At 64.2% G+C, this 18816-nt stretch carries 13 protein-coding genes and 1 pseudogene; 9 read left to right on the top strand and 5 right to left on the bottom strand.

The annotated features are described in order from the left end of the window. Together RAH32_RS19955 and RAH32_RS19950 are read left to right on the top strand one after the other, a co-directional pair. Window positions 1-1099: hypothetical protein (locus RAH32_RS19955; RefSeq protein WP_306610164.1), on the top strand; the 1099-nt coding region annotated here is incomplete at its 5' end. 168 nt (window positions 1100-1267) lie between these two features. Beyond that, window positions 1268-3052 carry a type IV secretory system conjugative DNA transfer family protein gene (locus tag RAH32_RS19950; RefSeq protein WP_306610163.1) on the top strand — a complete coding sequence of 595 codons (1785 nt, stop codon included), beginning with the start codon at window positions 1268-1270 and terminating at the stop codon, window positions 3050-3052. A 3-nt stretch (window positions 3053-3055) separates the two neighbouring features. Here the strand turns inward: RAH32_RS19950 and RAH32_RS19945 are convergent, their stop codons facing one another. Together RAH32_RS19945 and RAH32_RS19940 are read right to left on the bottom strand one after the other, a co-directional pair. Continuing rightward, the gene (locus tag RAH32_RS19945; RefSeq protein ID WP_306610162.1) at window positions 3056-3982 is read right to left on the bottom strand and encodes an Abi family protein; all 927 of its coding nucleotides are present in this window, start codon (window positions 3980-3982) and stop codon (window positions 3056-3058) included. A 188-nt stretch (window positions 3983-4170) separates the two neighbouring features. Continuing rightward, window positions 4171-4677, bottom strand: a complete 507-nt coding sequence (locus RAH32_RS19940; protein ID WP_306610161.1) for a CpaF/VirB11 family protein — start codon at window positions 4675-4677, stop codon at window positions 4171-4173. Here RAH32_RS19940 and RAH32_RS19935 point away from each other — a divergent pair. Together RAH32_RS19935 and RAH32_RS19930 are read left to right on the top strand one after the other, a co-directional pair. After that, complete coding sequence (locus RAH32_RS19935; protein WP_489681704.1) at window positions 4644-5111, top strand: DUF1173 family protein; 468 nt, start codon at window positions 4644-4646, stop codon at window positions 5109-5111. The genes RAH32_RS19940 and RAH32_RS19935 overlap by 34 nt on opposite strands. Before the next feature lie 334 nt (window positions 5112-5445). Then, window positions 5446-5679, top strand: a complete 234-nt coding sequence (locus RAH32_RS19930) for a zinc finger domain-containing protein (RefSeq protein WP_306610159.1) — start codon at window positions 5446-5448, stop codon at window positions 5677-5679. 122 nt (window positions 5680-5801) lie between these two features. Here RAH32_RS19930 and recD2 read toward each other — a convergent pair whose 3' ends face one another. After that, window positions 5802-8000, bottom strand: coding sequence for an SF1B family DNA helicase RecD2 (recD2, locus tag RAH32_RS19925; protein ID WP_306610158.1), 2199 nt, complete (start codon window positions 7998-8000; stop codon window positions 5802-5804). A 670-nt stretch (window positions 8001-8670) separates the two neighbouring features. On the opposite strand from recD2, the gene RAH32_RS19920 reads away from it, so the two are divergent. Beyond that, window positions 8671-8895, top strand: coding sequence for a DUF1127 domain-containing protein (locus RAH32_RS19920; protein WP_306610157.1), 225 nt, complete (start codon window positions 8671-8673; stop codon window positions 8893-8895). 486 nt (window positions 8896-9381) lie between these two features. Here the strand turns inward: RAH32_RS19920 and RAH32_RS19915 are convergent, their stop codons facing one another. Further along, a complete protein-coding gene (locus RAH32_RS19915) occupies window positions 9382-10545 on the bottom strand; it encodes an OmpP1/FadL family transporter (protein WP_306610156.1) in 1164 nt (387 codons plus the stop codon). Between the two features lie 1334 nt (window positions 10546-11879). Between RAH32_RS19915 and RAH32_RS19910 the strand changes: the two genes are divergently transcribed. The 4 genes from RAH32_RS19910 to RAH32_RS19895 are packed head-to-tail and all read left to right on the top strand — an operon-like array spanning window position 11880 to window position 18513. Next, window positions 11880-13094, top strand: a complete 1215-nt coding sequence (locus tag RAH32_RS19910) for an MFS transporter (RefSeq protein WP_103175113.1) — start codon at window positions 11880-11882, stop codon at window positions 13092-13094. A gap of 18 nt (window positions 13095-13112) precedes the next feature. Continuing rightward, on the top strand, window positions 13113-15542 hold the full coding sequence (gene nirB, locus RAH32_RS19905; protein WP_306610155.1) for a nitrite reductase large subunit NirB: 2430 nt from the start codon (window positions 13113-13115) through the stop codon (window positions 15540-15542). Then, a complete protein-coding gene (gene nirD, locus RAH32_RS19900; protein ID WP_306610154.1) occupies window positions 15539-15874 on the top strand; it encodes a nitrite reductase small subunit NirD in 336 nt (111 codons plus the stop codon). The genes nirB and nirD overlap by 4 nt, the downstream gene beginning before the upstream one ends. Window positions 15875-15885: 11 nt before the next feature. Beyond that, window positions 15886-18513, top strand: a complete 2628-nt coding sequence (locus tag RAH32_RS19895) for a nitrate reductase (protein ID WP_306610153.1) — start codon at window positions 15886-15888, stop codon at window positions 18511-18513. A gap of 87 nt (window positions 18514-18600) precedes the next feature. Here the strand turns inward: RAH32_RS19895 and RAH32_RS19890 are convergent. Continuing rightward, a pseudogene (locus RAH32_RS19890) lies at window positions 18601-18738 on the bottom strand (carboxylating nicotinate-nucleotide diphosphorylase); the annotation flags it as partial. Window positions 18739-18816 lie beyond the last annotated feature (78 nt).

Genomic DNA, 18816 nt, shown 5'->3' with positions numbered 1-18816 from the left:
GGGGCTGGCGGTGGTCAGTCGCAGCGCGACCACGCTCCGAACGCTGGCGGGCATTGCAAGCCTAGCTCGTCTCCAGGACGTGAAGCTGCGCATGGAACGGGCTGCCAAGATCCTCGAGACCGGCGGCATCCTGAGTGCGAAAACCCTGGAGGGTGAGATGATGGATTTGCAGAACACGGACGTCCCGCACACCCGGCGAAGCCTGGACCGGGTGTTTGCCACCTGGCTTGATCGGGCCGAGCGCGAGATCGCCACCCTTGGTCCCGAGGACCGGCGCGAGATGCGCACGGAACTGGCGGAGGTCACCACCGCGATCCTGCGCGATCTGGGCGATGCACGCGGCGCCGAGCTGGTCATGGAGCCGCCGCGCTCGGCCCTCTACCGGACCGAGCTTGGAGACGGCGCCATCACCCGCGGGACGGTCACGAAGACCCTGTCCCGGACCGCCGCCCTTGAGGTGCGGACCGGGGTCCTGGAGGCGGCCGAAGCCATCGGCATCGAGCGGCCCGCGATGGAGCGGCGGCTCGAGCATCCGGCTGCCAATGCCTGGCAGGAGCGGGAGTGGGTCAAGGCCGATCTCAGGGCAGTCTCGGTTGCCCGAGGGCTCGATCTCAACGTAAAGGCCGAGCGCGTCCAGGTGGCCGACCTCGTGGACAGCTTCTACGCCACCGCCGCCAAGGTGCTGAACCACGCCCTGGGGATGGAGCACGCCCGGGAGACGGTCCACAGCCGCGAGAGCGATCGCCTGGTGCGCACGCTCGAGACGCTGTCCCGGGTACACCGCCAGCACCGCCGGGTCGAGTTCGAGGGGGAGGACCACGCCGAACGCTTTGCTCGGGATCTGAAGGAGCGCTACGGCGAAAGGGTCATGGAGCAGATCGCTTCAGGCGATGATCGGGCCTTGGCCTCGGACTTTCCCGAAGCAGGGCCACGCCGTGCGATCGCCCGTGCCCTGGTCGCAGCCGCCGAGAGCCACGAGAGCTTCGGTCTGCCCCGGCGGCAGGCGGAACTGGCCAGGGAACGGCTGCTCTCGAGCGAGCACCAGCACGAGCGGGCGCAACATGAGTTGCGCCGCAAGGACTTCGATCTCGACCTCTGAAAGGAGGCAGAACCGATGAACCGGATGATCATTGCTATTCCCACGGGATTGATTGCCGGAGCCCTTGTCGGGCTGATGATCGGAGGCTTGTGGCTGCATTGGCAGCTTGGGGCGGGCATGAATGCGGGACACCCGTTCGTTCTGGTGACCGAGTTTCCCGGCCTGCGGATGGCCGGGCAGGATCCCTGGCGTTCGGCCTATGCGATCGTTCTGGCAGGTGCCGTGCTTTTGTCCCTGCTGGCTGTTGCGTTCACCCTCACCCATCGGCTGACCACCTATGGCACAGCGCATTTCCAGACCCGGCGCGAGATCCGGCGCAACGGGCTCCTGCAGCCCGTAGGGGCAGGGCTGGTGTTCGGCAAGTTCGGCAAGCCGTACAGAAAGGGCCGCTTTGTCTGCGGCAGCTACGATCGCTTCCCCCATGCCCTGGTGGCCGCGCCCACCCGCTCGGGCAAGGGGGTGGGATACGTGATGCCGAACACGCTGCTCTTTCCCGGCTCCTGCGTGGTGATGGATGTGAAAGGCGATATCTTCGAGGCCACGGCCCGGCACCGCCAGGCGCAGGGCGACCAGGTGTTCCGCATGGCGCCGTTTGACTTCGAGTACCCGTCGCATCGCTACAACCCACTTGAGCGGATCAGCAGGATTGCGGATACCGACCAGCGGTTCACCGAGCTCTCAAAGCTCGCCAGCTATTTCCTGATCCCAAAGAACGAGAAGGGCGGCGCCTCGGACTTCATCGTGGGGGCGCGCCAGCTCTTCGTGGGCGGCGGCATGCTGGCCATCGAGCGCGGCACGCCGACGCTTGGCGCCATTGCCCGCATCCTCTTTGATACTGGCAACAAGGAGGCAGCCTACTCGGCCCTGGCAGCCGAGGCGCGCCACGCCCAGACCGCGACAATCCTTCGCAACTTCTCGGGCCATTCCGATCGGACGCTCTCGTCCTACGCCTCGGTTCTTGACGGCTCGGGCCTCGGGCTGTGGCTCAACCCCCGGATCGACAAGATCACGAGCGCCAACGACTTTTCCTGGGGCGACATTCGGCGGCGCCCGCATGCGGTCTATGTCGTCGCCAACTCCGACGATATCCCGACGCTTTCCCCGCTTCTGCGGCTGATGTTCGGAGAGTTGATCGCCACCATGCGCGCGCATATCCCCGACCCGACAACCGAGCCCTGGCCTGTACAGATCATCCTTGACGAGTTCGATCAGCTTGGCCCGATGCCGATCATCGTCCAGTCGCTGAAGCAACTGGCCGGTCACGGCGTGCGCGTGTCGATCATCACCCAGTCGGTGCCGGGTCTGGAAACAATCTATTCCGAAAACGAGCGGCTCTCGATCGAGTCTGCTGCCGGCATGAAGCTCTACATTGCACCCAACGAGAAGAAGACAGCTGGCGAGGTGTCCGAGGCGCTCGGCAAGACCACCCGGCTGTCGCTCAGCGACAGCTATTCGCAAGACGGGCAGGGGTTGCTGAAGCGGTCGGTCTCGCGGCGCAACGAGGAACGCCCGCTGATGACCCCCGACGAGGTCCGCAGGCTCGATCCCGACAAGATCCTCCTGATCCCCGAGAGGCAGAACCCGATCCTCGTCGACCGGATCGTCTATTACGAAAACGCCTGGTTCAAGACCATCATCGACGCGCAGAAGGGACCGCTCCCTTATCCCGATCCGATCCGGGCCGAACTGGACGATCTGCGGGCCGAGGTGATGGCGCTGAAGGAGGACCGTATCCCCTATTCCGATGCCGAACCCAGGAGAGATGGCGCGGAGAGGTCCGAGACGGAGCCTCTCCTGGCGCAAGACGTTGCAGAGGCTCATAAGGCCGAGGATGCTGTGCTCGATGAAGCCGATCTGAAGGAAGCTTCAGACAAGATGGACCGTTTTGACAGTAGGTTGCGGAGCAAGGCGAGGGGTTGCCAGGAGCAGGCCAATCCGACGGTGTCGATATAGGGGCTACGGGCCGCCCCAGACACATCGTTCCTGCCAATCTTCGGGAAATCCCATCGCACGCAGTTCCAGGGCCGACACTGTTCCCAGAAGGTCGATCAGGCGCGCCCGCCAGGTGCTGTCCGTCCGCTGGCTGTCCAGGAGGTGAAGCAGGGCGACCATGACGTTGTAGAGCCTGTTGTCCGGTTGTGCCTGGCCGGTCGAGGTGTCGAGCACCATGTCCCGGCCCCACCGCTTGACCCGCGGGACGCGCTTGACCAGCCGCTTGTTCCACAATCTGGAGTGATGCGCACAGATGTTGCGGACATAGGACAGGGCTTGCAGGACGCCGTCCGTGATCTCCACAGTCGGGAGGCCCAGATCGCGCGTCACGGCGGCCTTGATGGGAAGGTCCCTAGTGATCTGCACCCATCGGGACAGTTCCCCGAACGTCATCAGTTCGGTGACTGCCCAGAGCGGCGGCAGGTAGGGGTCCGTGTACTTGGTGCGGTAGTGGGCGATAAAGGTTTCGTCTGACTTTTCCGCCGAACGGGCCAGCTTTGCGAGAAGTTCGGTATGCACCCTGGCGCCCCGGAAAGCGGAGGCACGGAGATGGGCATGCGCACCGTGCGCATGGGCCAGATGATAGGTCCACCGCGAGCGCACATGGATCTCGACGCGTTCGATCGCCTCCAGAAGCAGGAGCCGCAGCTTGCGGTCGAAGACGTAGCGCTCAAGGACCTGGTCGAAGGATGTTCCCTCGGCGAAGCGCTTGCTGCGGGTCTGACCAGGAGGGGGAGGCAACTCGAACGGCAGCCAATAAGCGCTCAGTCGATAGTAGCCGACGGTCTCAAGCCACGTCTCCGCCTCGGAGGTATTTCTTACCAGCATGCCACGCTGCCGAAGAAGCGCAACCTGATCACCTGTAAGAGTGGGGAGCTTTCCGAATTCCAAGAAGACGACGTCCGGATATAAGTAACCCCCCGGTATTGAGCTCGGCCTTTCGGCCGGTCGCCTGGGGGGTGTTGTTGAAATGAAGATGGCGATTTGCGCCGGGGATGTCAACCGTGCGGTCCCGTGTCGCAAACCTTATCCATCCCTTTTTATCCTCTCCGCTCTCCAGTTGCCGCTTGGGGGATACGTCAGGCGCTCTCCCCGTCGAGCGCCGGAAACCAGGTCTCCAGGATGCCCCGCCCGGTGCCGACCCGGCCGGTCTGCACGACGACATCGACGGACTGGAGAACGTAGTCACGGATCTCCGACAGCGTCAGCGGCATGCCCGCGCGCATGACCAGGAAGGCCAGACGATTGACGGCCCTGCGCGCGCTTGTGGCATGGATGGTGGTGACGCTGCCCTCATGACCCGTGTTGATGGCCTCGAGAAAGGTGACCGCCTCGGTCCCCCGGAGTTCGCCCAGGATGATCCGGTCGGGGCGCAGGCGCAGGGTCATCTCCAGAAGCCTGCCCGCCGAGCGAGGGGAGGCCTCCGTGCGATCGGCGATCAGGCTGATTGTATTCTCCTGGGCTGGAAGCAGTTCCGTCGCATCCTCGATCAGGGCCAGGCGATGCTCGTCTTCCACCATCCACAGGAGGCGCCGCGCCAGTTCGGTTTTGCCTGAGGAAGTGCCCCCGGAGATCACGAGGTTCATGCGGGATCGTCGAGGCCACGCCAAACAGTCACCTGATGGCCATCGCCACCTTTGCCCTGAAAGGCAGTTATGCCGAGATCCGGGAGATTGCCCTGATGGCGGTCGATGGCCGGTGGATCCCCTTTGCGGGCGAGCGGGATCATGCGCTGCTCGAAGCCCTCGCCGAGCGGGATTTCGTCCGCTGCCTGCCCTACAACCTGCCTGTGGATGCGCCCATTGCCACCGCCGTGCTGCTCGATGGGGACGGACCGATCGCCCTCTATGCGCCGGCACCGGACATGGCGGCGAACCATGAGGAGGAACTGCGCCGGATTGCTGCAGAAGGTATCTATCCGGCCTGGCACTGGCCGGCGGGCGTTTTCGACATGCCGGAGCTCCCGCGGCGCGTGGACCATGTCGCACGGAGCTGGTCCACAACCCCGGGCAAACATTGATCACGCTCTGAAGCCGGGTCACATTGCCGTTCCGCAGCCAGTAGCGCGGCCGACACACCAATCAGGCTTGCGTCACTCATCAGCGCGACGAATCCCCCGCTGGCGGATTGATTCCGATTTGTCATTGGACCTGCCGGGAGCCCAGGCGCAGACTCTTGGCCATGATGCTAGAAACAGGCCGCAGCACTTCCTCGGACGATAGTCCGGGCGACGACCGGGACCGGCTCCAGGCGTGGCCTTGCGCCGAGACCTTCCGTTGTTGCGGCAAAGCCCTCGGCAGCAGGCCTTATACCCTTGCTGCACGCCATCTCCATGACATAGGGAGGACACGTCCATGCCCAACTTCACCGCGCATCAACATCCGGCCCTGGCGGTTGGATGCCCCACCTGCGGCAAGGCGCCCGATGAATGGTGCTGCGGCGCCAACGGCCAGCTGTCGCCCGATCTGCACAGAGCGCGCCAGGCGGAGGCCGACCGTGAGTTCGTCGCGCAGTATGGCGATCTTGCCGCCATCGTTCCTGCCGCGAGCGGTTGGCTGATCGACCCACATGGACGAGAGCGGGACTGAGGGGGGCAAAGGGCTTGGCAGCCTTGTGATGAGGATGCGCTGCCCGCATGGCTCGCGGCGAACCTCGTACGCTCCTCGTGCAGGGGATCGGTTCGTTGAGAAGCCGAAGGCCCAGGATACCGTCAGCGCGCCTGGCCCGCAGCCAGCCACTCGTCGAGCTTTGACCAGCGGCGGCGTCCCGCGGCATTCTTGACCGCGATTGCCACGGCGCGCTTTTGACCGACCAGCACCACCAGCTTCCGGCCACGGGTCATGCCGGTATAGAGAAGGTTGCGCTGCAGCATGGTGTAATGCTGGGACATGAGCGGGATGACCACGGCGGGGTACTCTGATCCCTGGCTCTTGTGGATGGTGGCGGCATAGGCCGGCACCAGGGTGTCGAGTTCGCCAAAGGCGAACACAACCGTGCGGCCGTCGAAGTCGACCGCGACCTCGCCTTCATCCGCATCCACGTCGGCGATGGTGCCGATATCGCCGTTGTAGACGTCCTTGTCATAGTCGTTCTCGACCTGCATGACCTTGTCGCCCGGCGCAAAAGTCCAGCCGAAGCGCTCGATCTTCTTGTCGCCCGCGGGGTTCAATGCCTTCTGCAGCTCGATGTTCAGGGACCGGGCGCCGACACCGCCCCGGTTCATGGGACACAGGACCTGGATGTCCTTGATCGGATCGAGGCCGAACCGCCGTGGGATGCGCCGGCTGACCAGTTCCACGATGCGGGCCACGGCCTCCTCGGGATCGCCGGCCGGCACGAAGTAGAAGTCCGAAGCCGTGTCCGGGCGCGCGAGCTCCGGCATCCGGCCGGCATTGATGGCATGCGCGGTGGTGATGATCCTGCTTTGTGCGGCTTGGCGGAAGACCTCGGTCAGGCGCACCACGGGCACGGCTCCCGAGCCGATGATGTCGGCCAGCACCTGGCCGGGGCCAACTGAGGGCAGCTGGTCGATGTCGCCCACCATCAGAAGTGCTGCGGTTGTGGGCACGGCCTTCATCAGCGACTGCATGAGCGGCACGTCGACCATGGAGCTTTCGTCCACCACCAGCAGATCGCAGTCGAGTGGGCTATCCTCGTTGCGCTTGAAGACGAAGGCCTTGGGATCGAACTCCAGCAGGCGGTGGATGGTCCGGGCCTCCAGCCCGGTGGTCTCGGTCATGCGCTTGGCAGCGCGGCCGGTGGGCGCTGCGAGCAGGAGCTTCACACCCTTGGCCGCGAGGATGCGCAGGATGGCGTTCACGATGGTGGTCTTGCCCACACCGGGCCCGCCGGTGATCACCATAACCTTGGATTTGAGCGCCAGGCGGATCGCCTCGGCCTGGCTCGGGGCCAGGATGAGGCCGGTCTTCTCCTCGATCCAGGGCAGGGCACGATCGGCATCGATGGCGGGCCAGGGCAGGGGGCCGGTGCCGAGGCGCCCGAGGTGGGCGGCGATGGCGCGCTCGGCCCCATAAAGCCCGGTCAGGAAGATGCAGTCCGCCTCGCCCACCCGGTCCGCGGTCACAGAACCTTCCGCAAGCTCATCGCCGATGGCGCTCTCGATGAGGGCAGGGGGCACGTCCAGCAGCGTCTCGGCAAGGCCGGTCAACTCGGCCCGCGGCAGTCCGCAATGGCCGTCGCCCATGGCCTCGCTCAGGGCAAAGGACACGCCTGCCCGGATGCGGATGGCGGCCGTCTTCTCGATGCCGAGCTTTTCGGCGATGATGTCTGCCGTACGAAAGCCGATGCCGCGGATGTCCCGGGCCAGGCGGTAGGGGTTCTCGCTCATCACCTGCACGGCATCCGTGCCGTAGGTCTTGAAGATCCGTACCGCGCGTGCCGTGCCCACACCATGCCCATGGAGAAAGACCATGATCTCGCGGATGACCTTCTGGTCCGCCCAGCCGGCGGTGATCCTGGCGGCCCGGACAGGGCCGATGCCGCCCACGTCGCGCAGGCGCTCGGGCTCGGCCTCGATGACATCGAAGACATCGGTGCCGAAGGCCTTCACCAGCCGTCGGGCATAAACCGGCCCAATCCCCCGGATCATGCCGGAGCCGAGATACTTCTCGATGCCCTCGACGGACGAGGGCGCCGAGGCCTTGAGAAACTGCGCCTTGAACTGCAGGCCATGGGTGCGGTCGTTGAGCCAGACACCCGAGGCGGTGATCCATTCGCCCGCCGAGATCATCGCGGCATGGCCCACCACGGTGACCAGGTCCCGGTGCCCGCGCGCCTTGACCCGGAGCACGCAAAAGCCGCTCTCGGGACTGTGGAAGGTCACCCGCTCGACCGGCCCGGCCAGAACCTCCGTAGGATTGTGGGTATCCGGGGTCATCACCTGCGCCATCTACAATCCTCACCAAACAAGAGCGCGGCGCCGTGGCCTGACCCGACGTTGCACTGCGTCTGGTCTTCATCGCGGGCCTTGCCGGAGCAGCGCATTCGACATCTTTCCGCATCTTCGACCATGTTGTGCGAGCAGATATATGCCAGCCAGGTCCTGAACCAAGTTCCGAACTGTTGCGGGCGAACGGATCAGACATCCGCAATCCGCACCCCACCCTTCACATCCTCCCGTCGTCAAAGGGGAGGGCACAACCAGGGTCAGTCTTCCGGAAGCCCTTCCCGATGAAGACCTCAGGTGTTTCCCTTAAGGCAGCTGCCCACCTGACAGTTTCGTCAGCCGTGTTCCTCTTGAAACACGTCAAGTCCTCCCTTCAAAGCTGATCGTCGCGGGGCGTGTTGTGATCATCGGCATCCAGCAAAGAGAATGGGCAAGCAGCGCCTGCTCTTGAAGCACAAAATGACTCTCAACGGATGTATCCGACAAGCCTCACGCCTTCCGCCGCGAGAGAGAGGCCCGCAGCTTCAGTCCTTCCCTTGCAGACGCTGCATGGCAGCATCCCCAAAGGATCGGTTGTGCGAGTGCAGCGTTAGCGCCATCTTTCGAAAGGGCGCAAGGCCAATCCGGGTCGGGCGCAGATGCAAGAACAAAGACGCTGAAAAGGAAACTCGCCATGGCTGCCATCGCCCACACCCACCAGGCCGCTGCCACCTCTGGCATCGCTGGCCGTCTGAGGGCTGCGATCCAGCACATGCAGGAAAACCGCGCCCGCCGCGTGATCTATCGCCAGACCGTGCGTGAACTGAACGCCCTGACCAACCGCGACTTGGCGGACCTGGGCATCAGCCGCGCGATGATCACCCGCCTGGCTCACGAAGCCGCCTGGGGCACGAAGTAAGATATAGACCTTTCCGGCCTGTTCTCCTCCCTAGGGCCGGGACTGGCGGCATTCTTCTGCCAGAGGATGCCGCCCCTACATAGCCGCTCCATTTGCGGCACCCGATGCGACGGACCTTTCCTCCTCCCCATGGTCCGATCGTTGGCGGCAACGGCCTCTCCTCCTCCCTGGCCTTGCCGCACCCATACGCGGCCCTTCCTCCTCCCTGGGCCAGCGTTCCGCGGCAGCACCCACTCCTCCCTGGGTGCTGCCGCTTTTTCATGTCAGACATCGCGACTGAGGCGGGGATCCGAAATCCCGCCTTACTGATAATGACGAGAAGGTCTCCGATTTCTTGGTCAGTGGTGAGGATCCCATGTGCGGGGCATAGGCGTCGTATCTCGCGACGCGGAGCGCTCCAGCCGACTTGGCCAAGACGCGAGACCTGCTGAAAGGCATGGTCGTCTGGGTGTCCGAACAGAAACCGAAAACCAGAACTCTTTACCTTCAGAAGCTGTAGCCGACCCTTATGCCGACGCCCCATGCATGGCTGCCGTCGATCTCGGCCCGGGCTGTGTCAGGCGTGCCGGTCTCGGGCCGGGCATCCCCCAGCCTGGTATAACTGATCCCGGTCGTGATCCTGATCCTGTCCTGCGTGTAGATGGCCGCCACACTGATGCCCTTCCGGCCGTTGACCGGCGCCAGCGGCGAGACAAGGTTATTGCCGGACTTCTCGTAGGTGACACTGGCCACGCCAGACCAGGTCTTGGTGAACGTGCGGCCCACGCCAATGGTGAAGGTGGTGCTATCGTCGAGATCGACAAGGCCGCTGCCGGTCACCTGAAGGAGCTTCTCAGGGTCCACACGGAAGCTTGACCAATCCACCCAGCGGATGGAGCCGAAGACAAGGGTGTTGGGATCGATGCCGGTCTGGAACTCGAGGTTCCAGGATTTCGGCGTCTTGACCGTCAGCCTGGACCGCACGTCCAGAAGCGGCAAAGCCGGCGCGGGGCCGGGTCCATCGGGATCCACAAGAGGACCGGCCTCAGAGATGTCGAAGTCATGCTCGATCACCGCATTATAGGTCAGGGACACACGGGCGGCGATGTCCGGTCTTTCCCACGACACCCCGGCGAGCCACCCATAAGCAATATCCCTGTCCACATCGACACGGTAGCCGCTGATGGGGCCAAACGCTGCGCCAGCCAAGGTCACGCGTCCATCCGTGCGCGCTCCGCGGAGACCCGCGTGAACCCCGAAGCCGCTTTCCGGAACAGCAAAGCGGACAATGCCGGTCAGGTTGGTGTTGTTGATGACCACGCCGGTTCCGCCAAGATTGAACGAGCCGCTGGCTGGATAAGCGATGTCGGCCCCGAATGGCTGGTCCAAGATGATCGCAGCTGACCAGAGATCATCGAACTGGTGCTTATAGGCAAAGCCGAAGTTGTCGTAGGAGGGCGCAATATCGCCGGTGCGCTCACCACCGGCATAGGGGCCAAGCGGCAGGTCTGTTCCGGTGATGCCGGGCGAGACATGGCCATAGCTCAGCTCGAGATAGTTGCCTGGTTCGAAAAGAGGACCGAGAAACTGGCTGCTCCGCTCGACACCGCCAGCATGGAGCGTGGTGCCGCACAGGAGCCAAACGGCTGTGCCGATGCATGCGGTCTTCATGAAGGCCTCGCCTCAAAGCTCGGGTATCATCGCGGCAGCGGTGGAAGGCGCCGCTAGGAAAACGTTAGCACAGGAAGAGCCGTCCTGGGATGTGAAACGTCCCGTTGATGATTCCCTGATTACGTAAAGGTGGCGCCCCTTTCGACCTGGCGCAGCACTGCCTTCACCTGAACTTCGAGTTCTTGTTCCACATTCGACATGGAGATCACGGCTGACTGCTTCCAGCGACGGATCTGCAGAGGGCACCTCCGCCGTCCGGTGCAGTAAAAAGGGCAGGGTGGAAATCATCGGGGTGGGAGATCACTGCCCACAAACCAGCTGCCTTTGCAGATCCTCCGATGTGATGGATGGCAGGCTAGTCAGCACCCGAACGGCTTGGCCAGCTTGGCGGAGCACCTCTGAGCGATTATCCCACGGTGGGGGAGACGGCTCTCAGAGCCGCCACCCCCTGTTTTTGTTCCTAGAGAGAGTAGTGTTGCGATCCGACCGTCTTGGGCGTGCTTTCACAGACCGTAAGTATATGTCGGATCGACATCGTTCCCCTGCTTTTTTGCGTGGCAAAGTGCTCAACCAGCTCTTTTGCTAGGCGCGCAGCCTTGGAGAAAGGGCGATGTGCGCCGGGTTAACAGGTGAACGAAGTGGGTGGTGGGACATATCTATCTTTGATAGTGGTACCTCCCTTGCATGCGAGAGCAATTAACCAACCCACCGGGTCTGCACATGTTCCCGGAAATTACGTGATTTTGGTCGGGGTCGGCTCAACCATCCGAAAGACGCAGTCCCTGAGGCGTGACCTGCACTGGGCCAAGGAAATGGGTCGCGTATATCCGTGATCTTCATCTGGATGCCAGGAAAGCAAAGGAGTGGGATTTCCGGTGATGAAGGTAGCCGTATCTTGCGGCTCCTGGTCATTCAGCTCAGGTTGAATTGTGACCCGCCAACGGATCTGGTCCCGCCAAAAGAGTTCATCCCAACGAGTGCAGGTCACCGTCTGGTTGGGCATCATGATTCTGCATGGACGGATTTATACCGACTATACCTTTGATCCCGCCGTGCGGGCGTCTGCAAACTGACCAAAACGCAGGCACTGTTTCCACAAACTGGTCCTATTTGCGTTCCGGGAAGGCTCGTGTGCCGAGATCAACACCGAAAGGCTGGGCTTGGCCGCTTCCAACACGCTAAGGACTGATCCATGGCCCGGCGCAACGATGCGCCACCGGCCCGCTCGCAACGATGCGGCATTTCCTGAAGTGTAACGGTGTGGCCAGCCCCGCGGGGCATCGACGCCGCACGCTTTCCGGCAGCCCCTGATCTCGTCAGCCATCGGAGCATCCATGTCAGCCCCACTTCCCTCCTCCCTCGGCGATGCGCGTCGTGCGCTGAGCCTGTCCACCGCAGCCTTTACTGTCTGCTTTGCGGTCTGGACGATCTTTTCGATCATCGGCCTTCAGATCAAAGACCAGCTTGCCCTGTCCGACACCCAGTTCGGCCTGCTGGTCGGCATGCCGATCCTGACCGGATCGTCGGTCCGCATCGTGCTAGGCATCGCCACCGATCGCATCGGCGGGCGGGCCGTTTATACGCTCACCATGCTGGCCGCGGCCTTTGCAACTTTTCTTTTGTCCTGGGCCACCACCTATTCGCAGATGCTGTTGGCAGCCCTGGGCGTCGGCCTTGCTGGGGGGTCCTTCGCCGTGGGCGTGGCCTATGTATCCCGCTTCTTCGACGGGACGCGGCAGGGCACTGCGCTTGGGATCTTCGGCGTTGGTAATGTCGGCGCGGCGGTGACCAAGTTCGCGGCACCTTTTGTCATGATCGCCTTCGGCTGGCAGGCCACCGCGCAAATCTGGGCGGGGGTGCTGGCGCTGACCGCCCTGGCCTTCTGGATGCTGTCCAAGGAGGATCCCGTCACCGCCGCCCGGCGCGGCGCCCACGCGCCCTTGCGCAGCCTGCGGGCGGAATTCGCACCGCTGAGGAACCTGCGCGTGTGGCGTTTCTCGGCCTATTACGTCTTCAGCTTCGGGGCCTTCGTCGCCCTGGCACTTTGGCTGCCCCATTACCTGATCGGCGTTTACGGCTTTGACGTGAAGACCGCCGGCCTGATCGGCGCGGCATATTCGATCCCCGCCTCGATCTTCCGCGCTTATGGCGGGGTGCTGTCCGACCGGATCGGGGCGCGCAGCGTAATGTATGCGACGTTCCTGGTGTCACTGGCTGCGACAGGCATCCTGGCGCTGCTGCCGGGCTTGCCGGTGGGAGGGTTCCTGGCAGTGATCTTCGCATTGGGCTTCGCGATGAGCCTGGGCAAGGCCGCCGTCTACAAGCACATTCCGACCTATTATCCGCAGAACGTGGGCGCCGTGGGCGGCTTGGTCGGCATGATCGGCGGTCTTGGCGGGTTCGTACTGCCGCTGCTGTTTGGCTTGCTGAGGGACACGACCGGCAGCTGGGCCAGCTGCTTTGGGCTGCTGTTCCTGCTCGTCGCTGCCTGCACGCTGTGGATGCACCTGTCGATCCGCCGGACCCGCATGACCCCGCAAGCTGCCTGATAAGGAAGGAAGCCAGCCATGAAGAAGAAACTTGTCGTCATCGGGGCGGGCATGGCCTCGGGCCGGATGCTGGAACAACTGTTCGACGCCGCGCCCGATGCCTGGGACGTGACCCTGTTCAACGCCGAGCCGCGCGGCAACTATAACCGGCTGATGCTGTCGCCGGTGTTGTCGGGCGAAAAGACCTATGACCAGATCGTCACCCATGACGACACCTGGTATGCCACCCACTGCGTCGATTGCCGCTTCGGAGAGCCGGTGGTCCGCATCGACCGCAAGAACCGGTTGGTTTATTCGAACAGCGGCGGCGCGCCATATGACGCCCTGGTGATCGCCACGGGCTCGGCGCCCTTCATCATTCCGGTGCCGGGCAAGGATCTGCCCGGCGTCGTCACCTATCGCGACCTCGAGGACACGCAGGCGATGATCGACACGGCGGGCAAGGACGCCGTGGTGATCGGCGGCGGGCTGTTGGGACTTGAGGCCGCGGCAGGCATGGCCGCACGCGGCGCCCGCGTGACCGTGATCCATCTGATGGGGCACCTGATGGAACGCCAGCTTGATCCGGCGGCGGGATACCTGCTGCAGCGCGACCTGGAAAAGCGCGGCATCACCGTCCACTGCAAGGGCGCGACCAAGGCCATCCTGGGCACCGACCGGGCCGAGGCCGTGCTGCTGGAGGACGGCACCGTCTATCCCGCCGACCTGGTCTGCATGGCCGTGGGCATCCGCCCCGAGGTGCGGCTGGCCAATGACGCGCATCTGGAGGTCGAGCGCGGCATTGTCGTGGACGACGCCCTGCGCACCAGCGACCCGCACGTCTTCGCGCTTGGCGAATGCGTGGAACATCGAGGCCAGGTCTTTGGCCTTGTCGCCCCCCTGTACGACCAGGCCAAGGTTCTGGCGAAGACGCTGCTGGGAGAGGCAGCGATTTTTGCCCCTGTCCAGACCGCGACCAAGCTGAAGGTGACGGGCTGCGACCTGTTCAGCGCGGGCGATTTCGCCGACGCACCGGGGCGCGAGGATATCGTGTTCCGCGACCCCGGACGCGGCATCTACAAGCGACTGGTGCTGGAAGGCGACCGCATCGTCGGCGTGGTCATGTATGGCGATACCGCGGATGGTGCCTGGTTCTATGGCCTGATGAAGGACGGCACCGACATCAGCGACATGCGCGACACGCTGATCTTCGGCCCGGCCTTCCAGGGGGGTGCCGCCCCGGACCCTATGGCGGCCGTTGCAGCCTTGCCGCCTGAAGCGGAGATTTGCGGCTGCAACGGCGTTTCCAAAGGCACTATCCTGGATGCGGTTGCAGGCGGCGCCTGCACACTGGACGCCGTGCGGGCCTGCACCAAGGCCTCGGCCTCCTGCGGCACCTGCAGCGGGCTGGTCCAGCAGGTCATGGCCGTGGCTTTGGGGGGTGAGGTTCAGGATACCCCCGTCGGCATGTGCAAATGCACCAACCACAGCCATGAGGACGTGCGCCGCCTGATCCGGGCGATGGGGTTGAAGTCGATCCCCGCCGTGATGCAGGAGCTTGGCTGGAAGACCGTGGGCGGCTGCCATTCCTGCCGACCCGCGCTGAACTTCTACCTGCTGGCGGAATACCCGCTGGAATACCGCGACGACCGGCAGTCGCGCTTCGTCAACGAACGCAACCACGCCAATATCCAGAAGGACGGCACCTACTCGGTCGTGCCGCGCATGTGGGGCGGCGTCACCACGCCCGCCGAGTTGCGCGCCATTGCCGACGCGGCCGAGAAATACGGCGTGCCCATGGTCAAGGTCACGGGCGGCCAGCGGATCGACCTGCTGGGCGTCAGGAAGGAAGATCTGCCGCATATGTGGGCCGACCTGAACGCCGCCGGGATGGTGTCGGGTGCCGCCTATTCCAAGGGGCTGCGCACGGTGAAGACCTGCGTCGGCAAGGAATTCTGCCGCGTTGGCACCCAGGATTCGACGGGCCTTGGCATCAAGCTGGAAAAGCTGATGTGGGGGTCCTGGACGCCGCACAAGCTGAAGCTGGGCGTGTCCGGCTGCCCCCGCAACTGCGCCGAGGCCACCTGCAAGGACATCGGCGTGGTCTGCGTGGACAGCGGCTACAACATCGTGATCGGCGGCGCGGCGGGGATGGAGGTGCGCGAGACGGTGCCCCTGGCCTTGACCCCGTCGGAAGACGAGGCGATCCAGATCATCCTCGCCGTGACCCAGCTTTACCGCGAGAATGCCCGATACCTGGATCGCATCTGGAAATGGATGGGCAAGGTCGGCCTTGGCTGGATCAAGGCGCAGGTTGTGGACGACATGGAAAACCGCCGCACCTTGGTCGAACGGTTCGAGATCAGCCAGTCCGTCTATCGCCGCGACCCTTGGGCCGATCTCTCCACCCCATCCGAGACGCCCAAATGGGCGCCCCTTGCCGACCTGACGCTGGAGGCTGCGGAATGACCATCTTTGTCGATATCGGATCGCTTGACGACATCCCAGCCCAAGGCGCGCGCGTGGTCAGGACCGCGCAGGGCTGCGTGGCCGTGTTCCGCACCGCCGACGACCGCGTCTTCGCGCTGGAGGATCGCTGCCCCCACAAGGGCGGGCCTTTGTCCGAAGGCATCGTCCACGGCACCTTTGTCACCTGTCCGCTGCACAACTGGGTCTTCGACATGAACACCGGCCAGGCCCAGGGCGCGGACGAAGGCCGGGTGCGGACCTTCGCCGCCAAGGTGCAAGGAGGCCGCATCCTGATCGACGCCACCCTACTCCGCCGCAGCGCCGCCGCCTGAAGGAGTAGCCCATGACCATTCAGGCCCCCCGTCCCGCCATTCGCACCACCTGCCCTTATTGCGGCGTCGGTTGCGGCGTCCTGGCTACGCCTGACGGCGCGGGCGGGCTGTCCGTGGCGGGCGATCCCGTCCATCCTGCAAATTTCGGGCGGCTCTGCGTGAAGGGCAGCGCCCTGGGCGAAACCGTGGGACTGAAGGGCCGTCTGATGGCCCCGCAGATAGCCGGGCAGGAGGCAGGCTGGGATCAGGCGCTTGACCTGGTGGCGCGACGCTTTTCCGCCGCCATCGCGGAACACGGACCGGATTCGGTAGCAATGTATGTCTCAGGCCAGTTGCTGACCGAAGATTATTATGCGGCCAACAAGCTGATGAAGGGCTTCATCGGCAGCGCAAACATCGACACGAACTCGCGGTTGTGCATGGCCTCGAGTGTGGCAGGTCACCGCCGGGCGTTCGGCTCGGACACCGTGCCCGGGCTTTACGAAGATCTGGAGCAGGCCGACACGGTGGTGCTTGTGGGATCGAACCTCGCCTGGTGCCACCCGGTTCTGTATCAGCGGCTGGCCGCCGCGCGCGAGGCGCGGGGAACGAAGGTCGTCGTCATAGACCCCCGCCGCACCGCCACCTGCGACATCGCCGACCTGCATCTGCCGCTGGCGGCGGGATCGGATGCAGCGCTGTTCAACCTGCTGCTGGCCGAGATCGATCGGCGCGGCCTTGTGACGAAAAACCCCGATGGTCTGGCCGAGGCATTGGCTGCCGCACGCGCGTCGTTGCCGTCGGTGACCAGCCTGCCGCACAGCGCGTTGCAACAGTTCCTGAACCTGTGGTGCGGCAGCGATCGGGTCGTCACCGTCTATTCCCAAGGCATCAACCAGTCGGACAGCGGCACCGACAAGGTGAATGCAATCCTGAACTGTCACCTGGCGACGGGCCGGATCGGCCGCCCTGGCATGGGTCCCTTCAGCGTCACCGGCCAGCCTAATGCCATGGGCGGCCGAGAGGTAGGCGGCCTCGCCAACATGCTGGCCTGCCATCTGGACATTGAAAACGTCATCCATCGCGATGCGGTGCAGGACTTCTGGCACGCACCCAGGATGGCCGACAGGCCCGGCCTCAAGGCCGTGGACATGTTCCGCGCGGTCGAGGAAGGCCGGATCAAGGCTCTGTGGATCATCTGCACAAATCCGGCGGTGTCGATGCCCGAGGCCGACCGCGTCGCCCGTGCCATTGCCGGCTGCGATTTCGTGGTGGTATCGGACATGATCGCTCGAACCGATACGACCCGCTTGGCCGATGTGCTGCTGCCCGCGACGGGCTGGGGCGAAAAGGACGGCACCGTCACCAACTCCGAACGCCGCATCAGCCGTCAGCGCCGCAGCCTTGCGCCTTCCGGTCACGCCCGCGACGACTGGCGCATCATCGCCGATGTCGCCGCACGCATGGGCTGGCGCGATGCCTTTGCCTGGGACAGCCCGGCGCAGGTCTTTGCCGAACACGCCGCGCTGTCGGGGGTCGCGGGCGCGCTTGGCAGTGACTTCGACATCTCAGACCATGCCGGGATTACGGCAGAGGAATATGACGCCTTGGACCCGTTCCTGTGGCCGCAATCCTCCACTCGCAAGGGTGGGCGCTTTTTCGGCGATGGACTGTTTCACACATCTTCTGGCAAGGCGCGGATGGTTCCAGTGACGCCGCGTCTGCCGCCGGCCGTCAGCGACGCCTATCCTTTTCGATTGAACACGGGCCGGGTGCGCGACCATTGGCACACAATGACCCGGACCGGCCTCTCGCCGCGCTTGTCGCGACACCTGGCCGAGCCGTTTCTGGAAATTCACCCTTCTGATGCTTCCAGGCTTGAACTGGCCCCTGCCACATTGGCCGAGGTGTCCAGCCCGCATGGCCGGGCCATCCTGCGGGTGCTGGTGACAGAACGCGTGGCGCCGGGCCATCCCTTTGCGCCGATCCACTGGACCCGTGAGACGGCCTCGTGCGGCCGCATCGACGTGCTGGTGCCGGCGGCGGTCGATCCGGTGTCGGGGCAGCCGGGGTCGAAATCAGCCGCAGTCGCCATTCAGCCCTTCAAAGCGGCCTGGTATGGCTATGCCATCTCAACCCATCCCATCAAGCCTGCCTGCGATTATTGGGCAAGCGCGACCCTGCCAAGCGGCTATCAGGTGGAACTGGCCGGCCACAGCGAGCCCGAGAACTGGGTCGAGGCAGCCCGCAGCTTGTTGGGCGTGAGGGGCGAGCCGCTGCTTGTCCAGGATCCCCGCCAGGGCATCCGGCGGATGGCCTTCTCGATCGATGGCCGCCTTCAGGCGGCGCTGTTTGTCGCGCCCCAACCTGTAAGCCTGTCGCGCAGCCACCTTGCTGCATCCCTGGGAGCCGGTTGTGGCGGGGAGATCCTGGCCGGGCGGCCAGGAGGGGACCAGCCAGATGCAGGTGCCTTGGTTTGCGCCTGTTTCAGCATCGGCATGAACACGATCCTGCAGGGCATTGCCACGCAAAAGCTGATGACGGTGGATGCCATCGGCCGGGCACTTGGGGCAGGAACGAACTGTGGGTCATGCAAGCCGGATCTGAAAAACCTACTCCAGACAGCAGTCGCGTCCAAGGCAGGCTCCTTGGTCGGCTGACGGGCAGCGGCGGGATTGAAGACAAAGCCTTGGAAGAACCTGTCACCACGCAGGGTCAGGCAGCACCGGAGGGGCGACAAAGGCGCTTCAGAAATCCAGACCCAGATCCAGAACGGGAACCGAATGGGTCAGCGCGCCGACCGAGATATAGTCCACGCCGGTCGCTGCTACCTCGGCGATGCGGGGCAGGCGCATGTTGCCGGACGCTTCCAGGGAGTGTCCTGAACTTTGTGTATCTAGCCCGGTCCATGCGGTTTCAGATACTCAAGCGTCGAAGCGCTCGCCGAACATTATGGCGAACTG

The organism is Paracoccus yibinensis, from assembly GCF_030846195.1.
Classification (GTDB): Bacteria; Pseudomonadota; Alphaproteobacteria; order Rhodobacterales; family Rhodobacteraceae; genus Paracoccus; species Paracoccus yibinensis.
Note: the sequence above shows the minus strand (reverse complement) of the source record. Positions and strands in the feature narration are given on the sequence as shown.

Excerpts from the sequence above, each read along its gene's own strand:
- RAH32_RS19950 (WP_306610163.1), top strand. The coding sequence starts at position 1,268 with ATGGCCGGGCAGGATCCCTGGCGTTCGGCCTATGCGATCGTTCTGGCA.
- RAH32_RS19940 (WP_306610161.1), bottom strand. The coding sequence starts at position 4,677 with ATGAACCTCGTGATCTCCGGGGGCACTTCCTCAGGCAAAACCGAACTG.
- RAH32_RS19930 (WP_306610159.1), top strand. The coding sequence starts at position 5,446 with ATGCCCAACTTCACCGCGCATCAACATCCGGCCCTGGCGGTTGGATGC.
- recD2 (WP_306610158.1), bottom strand. The coding sequence starts at position 8,000 with ATGGCGCAGGTGATGACCCCGGATACCCACAATCCTACGGAGGTTCTG.
- RAH32_RS19920 (WP_306610157.1), top strand. The coding sequence starts at position 8,671 with ATGGCTGCCATCGCCCACACCCACCAGGCCGCTGCCACCTCTGGCATC.
- RAH32_RS19915 (WP_306610156.1), bottom strand. The coding sequence starts at position 10,545 with ATGAAGACCGCATGCATCGGCACAGCCGTTTGGCTCCTGTGCGGCACC.
- RAH32_RS19910 (WP_103175113.1), top strand. The coding sequence starts at position 11,880 with ATGTCAGCCCCACTTCCCTCCTCCCTCGGCGATGCGCGTCGTGCGCTG.
- nirB (WP_306610155.1), top strand. The coding sequence starts at position 13,113 with ATGAAGAAGAAACTTGTCGTCATCGGGGCGGGCATGGCCTCGGGCCGG.
- nirD (WP_306610154.1), top strand. The coding sequence starts at position 15,539 with ATGACCATCTTTGTCGATATCGGATCGCTTGACGACATCCCAGCCCAA.
- RAH32_RS19895 (WP_306610153.1), top strand. The coding sequence starts at position 15,886 with ATGACCATTCAGGCCCCCCGTCCCGCCATTCGCACCACCTGCCCTTAT.